The 7,416-nt window shown below is 64.2% G+C and carries 12 protein-coding genes; 3 read left to right on the plus strand and 9 right to left on the minus strand.

All coding sequences use genetic code 11. The features are described 5' to 3' along the window. Positions 1–4 precede the first annotated feature (4 nt). Genes NW838_RS04975 through NW838_RS04995 form a run of 5 tightly spaced genes read right to left on the minus strand, consistent with a single transcriptional unit; the run spans position 5 to position 3,011 of the window. Positions 5–958: a thiamine pyrophosphate-binding protein gene (locus NW838_RS04975; RefSeq protein WP_414427607.1), complete on the minus strand. Its 954-nt coding sequence runs from the start codon at positions 956–958 to the stop codon at positions 5–7. A 42-nt stretch (positions 959–1,000) separates the two neighbouring features. After that, positions 1,001–1,321: a TMEM14 family protein gene (locus tag NW838_RS04980; RefSeq protein ID WP_414427608.1), complete on the minus strand. Its 321-nt coding sequence runs from the start codon at positions 1,319–1,321 to the stop codon at positions 1,001–1,003. Between the two features lie 18 nt (positions 1,322–1,339). Next, entirely contained in the window at positions 1,340–1,567 is a 228-nt protein-coding gene (locus NW838_RS04985) for a type II toxin-antitoxin system HicA family toxin (RefSeq protein WP_414427609.1), read from the minus strand. Then, the gene (locus tag NW838_RS04990) at positions 1,564–1,764 is read right to left on the minus strand and encodes a type II toxin-antitoxin system HicB family antitoxin (RefSeq protein ID WP_414427610.1); all 201 of its coding nucleotides are present in this window, start codon (positions 1,762–1,764) and stop codon (positions 1,564–1,566) included. Before NW838_RS04990 ends, NW838_RS04985 begins: the two co-directional genes overlap by 4 nt. A gap of 35 nt (positions 1,765–1,799) precedes the next feature. After that, the gene (locus tag NW838_RS04995; RefSeq protein ID WP_414427611.1) at positions 1,800–3,011 is read right to left on the minus strand and encodes an acetylornithine transaminase; all 1,212 of its coding nucleotides are present in this window, start codon (positions 3,009–3,011) and stop codon (positions 1,800–1,802) included. 38 nt (positions 3,012–3,049) lie between these two features. On the opposite strand from NW838_RS04995, the gene NW838_RS05000 reads away from it, so the two are divergent. After that, complete coding sequence (locus tag NW838_RS05000) at positions 3,050–3,961, plus strand: glycosyltransferase (RefSeq protein WP_414427612.1); 912 nt, start codon at positions 3,050–3,052, stop codon at positions 3,959–3,961. Here the strand turns inward: NW838_RS05000 and NW838_RS05005 are convergent. From NW838_RS05005 to NW838_RS05020, 4 genes are all read right to left on the minus strand, one after another. After that, positions 3,958–4,509, minus strand: coding sequence for a hypothetical protein (locus tag NW838_RS05005; protein WP_414427613.1), 552 nt, complete (start codon positions 4,507–4,509; stop codon positions 3,958–3,960). The two genes, NW838_RS05000 and NW838_RS05005, sit on opposite strands and share 4 nt — an antisense overlap. A 26-nt stretch (positions 4,510–4,535) precedes the next feature. Next, a complete protein-coding gene (coaD, locus tag NW838_RS05010; protein ID WP_414427614.1) occupies positions 4,536–5,066 on the minus strand; it encodes a pantetheine-phosphate adenylyltransferase in 531 nt (176 codons plus the stop codon). Between the two features lie 205 nt (positions 5,067–5,271). Next, positions 5,272–5,754, minus strand: a complete 483-nt coding sequence (locus NW838_RS05015; protein WP_414427615.1) for a type II toxin-antitoxin system VapC family toxin — start codon at positions 5,752–5,754, stop codon at positions 5,272–5,274. Continuing rightward, a complete protein-coding gene (locus NW838_RS05020) occupies positions 5,751–6,005 on the minus strand; it encodes a hypothetical protein (protein WP_414427616.1) in 255 nt (84 codons plus the stop codon). Before NW838_RS05020 ends, NW838_RS05015 begins: the two co-directional genes overlap by 4 nt. 90 nt (positions 6,006–6,095) lie before the next feature. On the opposite strand from NW838_RS05020, the gene hrcA reads away from it, so the two are divergent. Beyond that, positions 6,096–7,127, plus strand: a complete 1,032-nt coding sequence (hrcA, locus tag NW838_RS05025; protein ID WP_414427617.1) for a heat-inducible transcriptional repressor HrcA — start codon at positions 6,096–6,098, stop codon at positions 7,125–7,127. A 26-nt stretch (positions 7,128–7,153) separates the two neighbouring features. Further along, positions 7,154–7,416, plus strand: a 263-nt coding sequence (locus NW838_RS05030; RefSeq protein ID WP_414427618.1) for a glutamine amidotransferase-related protein, incomplete at its 3' end; no start/stop codon positions are given.

Below are 7,416 nucleotides of genomic sequence, written 5' to 3' on the forward strand. Positions count from 1 at the left end.
TGCGTCAGAGGTGTATAAGCGACAGCCGTATGTCGCCCACGCACGCCCGCTCCACGGGCGCGCGCGACGCCTCCTGCGGGTCGTCGGTAATCAGCATCGCCCGCACGCCAGGCGGCAGCATCCCGCCAGGAAAGTACGGGTACAACAGGAACACGGGCGCGCCGACCACCAGCACAAAATCGTGCTGGCTCAGCGCTTGCATTAGGCGCGGCGTGGCGGGCAGCAGCATCCCTTCGTACAGCGGGTGGCGCGTGGGGAAGCCCATCCGCGCGTTCAGCGGCGCGTGGTAGACCGCGCAGCCGAGTTTCTCGGCGAGGGCGACCGCTTCGGCGATTGCGCCTGCGCCCCCAACGCCCGCCCCACACACCAGCGCGGGCTTCTGCGCCGACGCGAGTGCGTCCACGACCGCATCCAGTCCCTGCGGCGCGTCGGGCGCGTGCAGCGTCTTCAGGCGCGGCGGCTCGGCAGGCGCGTCCCAGAAGTTCATCGGAATCGACACGAACACGGGACCGCGCGGCGGCGTCATCGCCAAGTGGTACGCCTGCTCCAGCGCGTCGGGCACATCGGCGGCGTGCTTGACCTCATACGCCCACTTCGTCACGGGGCGCGCCATGCCCACCAAGTCGCCCGACAGCAGCGGCTCGTGGAAGATGTGGCGCGTGTCCTGCTGCCCGCAGGTGACAATCAGCGGCGCGCGGTTTTTCAGCGCGGTGAACAGCACGCCCATCGCGTTGCCCAGCCCTGGCGCGACATGCAGGTTAATCAGCGCGGGCTGCCCGCTCGCCTGCGCGTAGCCGTCCGCCATCGCCAGCGCGATGCTCTCCTGCAACGCCAGCACATAGCGCACGCCGTCAGGCAGGTTCACCAGAAACGGCAACTCGGTCGAGCCAGGGTTACCGAAGATATAGCGGATGCCGCGCGCCCGCATCCACTCGAAAGTCGCCTCGCGGATGTTCATAGGCAGGGGGATTCGAACAGCGGGTTAGGATTCCTGCCGCTCTCAGGGCTTGCGCAACGCTGCCAGCGCCATCAGCACGAACGCGACCGCGCTCAAAATCATCGTGACGCCGCCGGGCATCCACTTGCCCGTCGTGAAAAAGCGATAGGCGAAGAAGACGCCCAGCGCCAGCGCGACCACCGCGCTCAACCCAAAGCCCGCTGGGGGGTTCTTGAAGCTTATCGCCAGCCCGACCAGCAACAGCACCGCCGCAATCAGCCCGTTCACCAGCGAGACCATGCTCTGGGCGGAGACATAGCCCATGATGCCGCCCGCAGCGATTACCACCGCGTACAGCAACAGCGCGATCTGGAAGGCGTTCATAACATGGGAGAGTGTACCTTACAGCAACTCGTTGAACTCCTCGACGCTCAGCCCTGCTTGTTTCAGGATGTGCGACAGCGTCGATCGCTTCACAGGGCGATGTGCAGGTACTGTCAACAAGCGACGCCCCTCTTCTGTATGCTTTTCCAAGCGTATATGACTCCCCCGTTGGCGAGTCACCGTCCAGCCTGCTCGCTCCAGCGCTTTCACGATTTCCGTGTAGGGCAGGCTGGGCACTTTGCTCATACCGCAACCTCGTACACCAGTTGCCCTTCAGTTAGGGGCGCTTCTTCGGTTGGCTCCAAATAAAGCTCGATGGCTTCTCGGATGTTCTGCAGGGCTTGCTCTATAGTATCGCCCTCGCTAACACAACCTGGCAGGGCGGGCACATAGACCGTGTAGCCGCCCTCGTCGCTCGGTTCCAAAACGACCTTGAAAGTCATCGTCTACCCCTGCCTAATTATACACAGTCTTTGATTCATACTTCCTGAAACACCTGCCGCAGGATCTCTATCGCCTCGTCGACATCGGCGGGGGTGATGATTAGCGGCGGTACGATGCGCAGAATCGTCTCGCCGACGGCGTTGAGGATCAGGCGTCGCTCCAGTGCTTTTTGGACGACGGTGCGGGCAATCGGTTGGCTGAGTTCCGCGCCGACCATCAGCCCGCGCCCGCGCACTTCGCGAATGGGCGCGCCCTCCGCTTGCAACGCCCGCAGGCGCGCCTGCAGGTAGTCGCCGACGCGCTGGGCGTTCTCCAGCAGCCCCTCCTCCTCGATGATTTCGATGACCGCCAGCGCCGCGCTGCATGCCAGCGGGTTGCCCCCATAGGTCGTGCCGTGTTCGCCGGGCTGCAGCACTTCGGCGGCGACGCCGCGCAGCAGGCACGCGCCAATCGGAAAGCCGCCGCCCAGCCCCTTCGCTGTCGCCACAATATCGGGCGTCACCCCAGCGTGCTGGTAGGCGTACCAGCGTCCCGTGCGCCCGAAGCCCGCCTGCACCTCGTCCACGACCAGCAGCGCGCCATAGCGGTCGCACAGCGCACGCGCCGCGCGCAGGTACTCGTCCGCAAGCGGGTAGACGCCCCCCTCGCCCTGAATCGGCTCCAGCAGGATCGCCGCCGTGCGCTCGCTGAACGCCGCGTGCAGCGCGTCCAGGTCGTTGCGGGGCAAGGCGCGAAAGCCAGGCAGCAGCGGCTGAAATGGCGTCTGGTACTTCGGCTGCATCGTCGCCGACAGCGCGCCCATCGTGCGCCCGTGAAAACTGCCCTCCAGCGCGAGAATCTCGTAGTCGGGCGTGCGCTTGACGGCGTTGGCGTACTTGCGGGCGACCTTGACGCTCATCTCGCACGCCTCCGCGCCGCTGTTGGCGAAAAACGCCTTCTCCATGCCCGACAGCTCGCACAACCGCTGCGCCAGTCGCGCCTGCGGCTCGGTCAGGAAAAAGTTGCTCACATGCATTAGCCGCGCCGCCTGCTCCGCGATGCGCTGCACCAACTTCGGATGGCAGTGCCCCACATTGCACACGGCAATCCCCGCCAAAAAGTCCAGGTAGGCGTTGCCGTACTCGTCGTACAGGCGCGCGCCTTCCCCGCGCACAAATAGTATCGGCTGGCGACGGTACACAGGCAACACATAGCGCTGATCCAGCGCGGCTATCGTCTCCGTTAGGCTCGCATGCGCAGCGGTCATACGCTTCAGTATACCCCGCGCGGGTATAATGCCCGCCGATGACGCCCAGAGTCAGCGTGCTGATACCCAGCTACAATCACGCGCCGTACCTGCCCGCCGCCCTGCAAAGTGTGTTCGACCAGACCTACCGCGACTACGAAATCGTGGTCGTGGACGACGGCAGCACGGACGGCTCGGTAGAAATCCTGCGCGGCTACGGCGACCGCATACGGCTCTTCGTGCAGGCGAATCGGGGCACCTACCCGACGCTGAATCGGTGCATCGCCGAGTCGCGCGGCGCATACTTGGCGATTCTGAACTCGGACGACCTGTGGGCGCCGACGAAGCTCGAAAAGCAGGTCGCCCTGCTGGACGCGCACCCCGAAGTGGGGCTGGTGCATACGGGCGGCTACTTCATCGACGGCAAGGGCGACATCCAGCCAGGCAACCCGCTGGGGTTCGAATGGCCCCGCACGCCGACAGGGAACATCATCGAGGCGCTCGTGCGCTGCAACAAAATCATCGCCTCGTCGGTTCTGGTGCGACGCGAGTGTTTCGAGCGGTTGGGCGGCTTCCGCGAAGATTTGTTTGGCTCGGGCGACTGGGAGATGTGGTTTCGGATCGCGCTGGAGTGGGACATCGGCTACATCGACGAGCCGCTGACGATGTACCGCGTGCATGGGGCGAACGCTTCGTTTCAGCATCGGCGCGTCTACGAGGACGATGTGAAGGTGCGCACGGAGACGATACATGCGAACGAGTCGCGCTTGTGGCAGCGGGCGACCGACGCGCGGGCGATGCGCCTGGCGCTGGCGCACTCGTATGCGTGCTTGGGCACGGAGTACGCGCTGCTGGGCGACCGCGCGCGGGCGCGTCGGGCGTACCTGCGCTCGCTGCAGCTCTACCCGCTGCGCTTCAAAAGCGTGCTGCGCCTGATGCTCACCTTTCTGCCGGTGAAGCCGCCGCTTTAGCGCCGTGTGCCGACCCGCTGCTTGAGGTAGTCTTCCAGCAGCACCTTGCCGTTCTGCACAGTGTTCATCACCTTCGCCAGCGCGCCTTCGAGTTGGGTGAGTACCTCGTAGGCGTACTCGTCTGCGCCTTGCCGAATCTGCTGCGCTTTCTCGCGCGCCGACTCCAGAATCTCCTGCGCTTGCGTCTGCGCAAGTTGGTAGACTTCGGTCTGGCTCAGCATGCGCTGCTGTTCGGCGTGGGCGCGTTCGAGGATTTGCTCGGCGTCGCGTCGCGCCTGGTCGACGATGCGGCGGGCTTCCTCCTGCGCTTGGGCAATCGTCATCTGCGCTTCGGTCTGCGCGCCGCCAATCAGCCGATCCGACTCGCGCAGCACCCGCTCCGCCTTATCGAAATCGCTCGGCAGGTTCGCCAGAATCTGCTGTACTCGGTTATGACACTCGCCTTTGTCCAAACCGACGACAACAGGTCCGACGCTTCGTGCGCGTTCGAACGCCTGATCCAGTTCGCGCAGCCATTTCCTGATGGTTGAGACATCCGTGTGCATCATCGTTCGTGCCTCCCCTGAGTGTGGCTTCAAGTAGATTCGCCCGATGGGTGGGGGGTTCCTGCCGTTTGGGGGGCGAATCGTTCCCTGAGTTTGTGGGCGACATTTGGGGGCACGAGGGTTTCGATCGCGCCGCCCAGCCGCGCCACCTCCTTGACAATCGACGACGACAGGAACGCATACTGCTGATGGGTCATCAGGAAGCAGGTGTCGATTTCGGGGGCGAGTTGGCGGTTCATGGTCGCCATCTGGAACTCGTATTCGAAGTCGGAGACGGCGCGCAGCCCGCGCACAATCGCGCACGCGCCGACCTGCTGAGCGAACCGCGCCAGCAAGCCCTCCAGCGAGGCGATGCGCACATTCGGCAGATGCCCGCAGCACTCCCGTAGCATCTGCACGCGCTCGTCGAGGCTGAACAGCGACTGTTTTTGGGAGTTGACCGCGACAGCGACGATGAGTTCGTCGAACAGCCGCGCCGCCCGCTGGATGATGTCCAGATGCCCCATCGTCGGCGGGTCAAAGCTGCCGGGGTAGACCGCCCGCCGTACCTGCTCGCCCATCGGGGGGAAGTGTACCCGATGGCTGTTCGCCTGTCGACTCGGCGAACCGCTTCAATTCGGCGAGGGTCTCCCACAGCCGCGCGAGCAACCCAAGGCGCGCTTGAGTTCAATCAGATTGCCCAGCTCCACGCATGGTCAGGGCACGCTGAACAGTTCGATCACGACAGCAGACTCGCGCGGCAGAGCTGTGGTGCAACTTGCCTAATTAGATAAGCAACCTTTGCAACTCTTCGGGCGTGCTTCGTTCAGGATTCAGAGTTTGCAGTCCCTCCCTACGGGCAGCGCGCAGAAGACGGGCATCGGACGCGATCAGCCAGCCCTCCTTTTGAGACAGTGCCTGTTGCGACAGCGCCGCCTGTAAGTGCAACGCATCCACTGAGTTGAGGTTGTGCTTTACAATCCACACTACTGAGGCTTGAATCTGCTCCCAGGATATGCCTACCCACACGATTCGCTCACAATCTTGACGAAATTGCTGATAAACGGCAGTAAATGCGGATGGACTCAAAGAGCCTGCATTGCGCCGTCTTTGGAGAACCCAGACCAGTTCTGTAAAACCCAGCCACAGGCAAGTGGCTTGCACGCGCTCTTGGCGAATTGCTTCCCAGAGCGCATCAATCCCCTCGCTGCCAGGTTCGGCGATGTAGCGTTTGACCCATGCGCTGGGATCCAAGTAGACGATGTTCATCGTCGTGTTCGTTGGCGCTTCACTTGCTGGCTACCCCATCGCGTCGGCAAGCCTTTGGTGAGTAATTCGCGCGCCTCAGCAAGCGTGAGCGTCGTCTGCGGTGCACTCGTGGTTTGCCACAGTTGCGCCAGCAGATCCAGTGCTGATGTCGGCGCACTGAGCGTCAACAGTGCATTTAGCCGCTGCTTGATAGCCTCTACCTCCTGCTCAAGGCGCGTCAACCGCTGAGTCAGTTCGCGTTCGGCAACCATCTCTATACAATATACCCTTTGCGCCTGTGAAACGGGGTAGAATTACGATGGTGATTGCGCTTGGCTCGGAGATGCACAGTGCAGACGGGCGTGTTGGACTCGCGCAAAGCCGCCATTTTGCGGGCGGTGGCGCGTGAACACATCCGCACGGGCGAACCTGTCGGCTCGCAGGCGATTGTGCAGCGGTACGCGCTGGGGGTCAAGCCCGCCACCGTGCGCAACGAGATGGCGGCGATGACCGAATACGGCTACCTCGCGCAGCCGCACACCAGCGCGGGCAGAGTGCCCACCACGCGCGGCTACCGCTACTATGTGGAACACTTGATGAGTGGAACCACGACGCTGCGCATCGAGAGCTACTTCCGACGCCTGCCAGAGCCTGGCGAGAGCCTGACCGAGCTGTTGCAGGCGACCTTGCAGGTGCTGGCGCGCGCGGCGCAGTCGGTCGCGTTTGCCGCCACCGCGCGCGACGAGACGATGCGCATCCTGCGCTGCGTGCTGACGCCCTGCGCCCCGCGCCGCGTGCTGTCGGTCGTGGTGATGGAACACGGCGAGGTGGACAACCGCCTCGTGGATCTGCAGTACGCGCCCTCGCAACGCGCCCTGAACCGTATCCAGAGCGTGCTGGCGACGATGATCGAGGGGCAGACCGTGCGCACAGTGCTGACGCTTGACCCCGCCCACGCGCCCGCGCTCGAATCGCCCGCCGAACGCGAGACGCTCGCCAGCCTGCTCCGCGCCATCCAGCAGCAGGTGCAGGACATCGCCGAGGGCGAGCTGCTCTACGACGGGATGGTCTACCTGCTGCGCCTGCCTGAGTTCCAGCGCGAGGTCAGCCAGCTGGAGGCGGTGCTGCGCGTGCTGGAGGCGCGCAAACCGCTCTACCGCCTGCTCCAACACAGCGGCGACGCCGAACTGCACATCACCATCGGCGAGGAGAACCCCATCGACGCGCTGCGCAGCTGCACGCTGGTCTACGCCCGCTATTATGCAGGCGGGCGACCCGCAGGCGTGATCGGGCTGATGGGACCCGTGCGCATGGACTACGACCACGCGCTGCCCGCCGTGCGACACGCCGCCCACGCGCTGAGCGACCTGCTCACGCGCACCCTCTACTCGTAAACAGGAGCTATGCCGTGAAGGTATTGATGATCGACAACTACGACAGCTTTACCTACAACTTGGTGCAGTATCTGGGCGAGCTGGGCGCGGAGCTGACCGTCGTGCGCAACGATGAGCTGACCGTCGAGCAGGCGCTTGCCCTCCAGCCCGACCGCATCGTGATTTCGCCCGGTCCCTGCACGCCGAACGAGGCGGGCATCAGCGTGCCGCTGATCCAAGCGGCGGCGGGCAAGGTTCCGATACTCGGCGTGTGCTTGGGGCATCAGGCGATTGGCGCGGCGTTCGGGGG

This window comes from Synechococcus sp. R55.2 (genome assembly GCF_047462075.1).
GTDB lineage: Bacteria > Cyanobacteriota > Cyanobacteriia > Thermostichales > Thermostichaceae > Thermostichus.

Excerpts from the sequence above, each read along its gene's own strand:
- NW838_RS04975 (WP_414427607.1), bottom strand. The coding sequence starts at position 958 with ATGAACATCCGCGAGGCGACTTTCGAGTGGATGCGGGCGCGCGGCATC.
- coaD (WP_414427614.1), bottom strand. The coding sequence starts at position 5,066 with ATGGGCGAGCAGGTACGGCGGGCGGTCTACCCCGGCAGCTTTGACCCG.
- NW838_RS04990 (WP_414427610.1), bottom strand. The coding sequence starts at position 1,764 with ATGACTTTCAAGGTCGTTTTGGAACCGAGCGACGAGGGCGGCTACACG.
- NW838_RS05020 (WP_414427616.1), bottom strand. The coding sequence starts at position 6,005 with ATGGTTGCCGAACGCGAACTGACTCAGCGGTTGACGCGCCTTGAGCAG.
- NW838_RS04985 (WP_414427609.1), bottom strand. The coding sequence starts at position 1,567 with ATGAGCAAAGTGCCCAGCCTGCCCTACACGGAAATCGTGAAAGCGCTG.
- NW838_RS05000 (WP_414427612.1), top strand. The coding sequence starts at position 3,050 with ATGACGCCCAGAGTCAGCGTGCTGATACCCAGCTACAATCACGCGCCG.
- NW838_RS05005 (WP_414427613.1), bottom strand. The coding sequence starts at position 4,509 with ATGATGCACACGGATGTCTCAACCATCAGGAAATGGCTGCGCGAACTG.
- NW838_RS04995 (WP_414427611.1), bottom strand. The coding sequence starts at position 3,011 with ATGACCGCTGCGCATGCGAGCCTAACGGAGACGATAGCCGCGCTGGAT.
- NW838_RS05015 (WP_414427615.1), bottom strand. The coding sequence starts at position 5,754 with ATGAACATCGTCTACTTGGATCCCAGCGCATGGGTCAAACGCTACATC.
- NW838_RS04980 (WP_414427608.1), bottom strand. The coding sequence starts at position 1,321 with ATGAACGCCTTCCAGATCGCGCTGTTGCTGTACGCGGTGGTAATCGCT.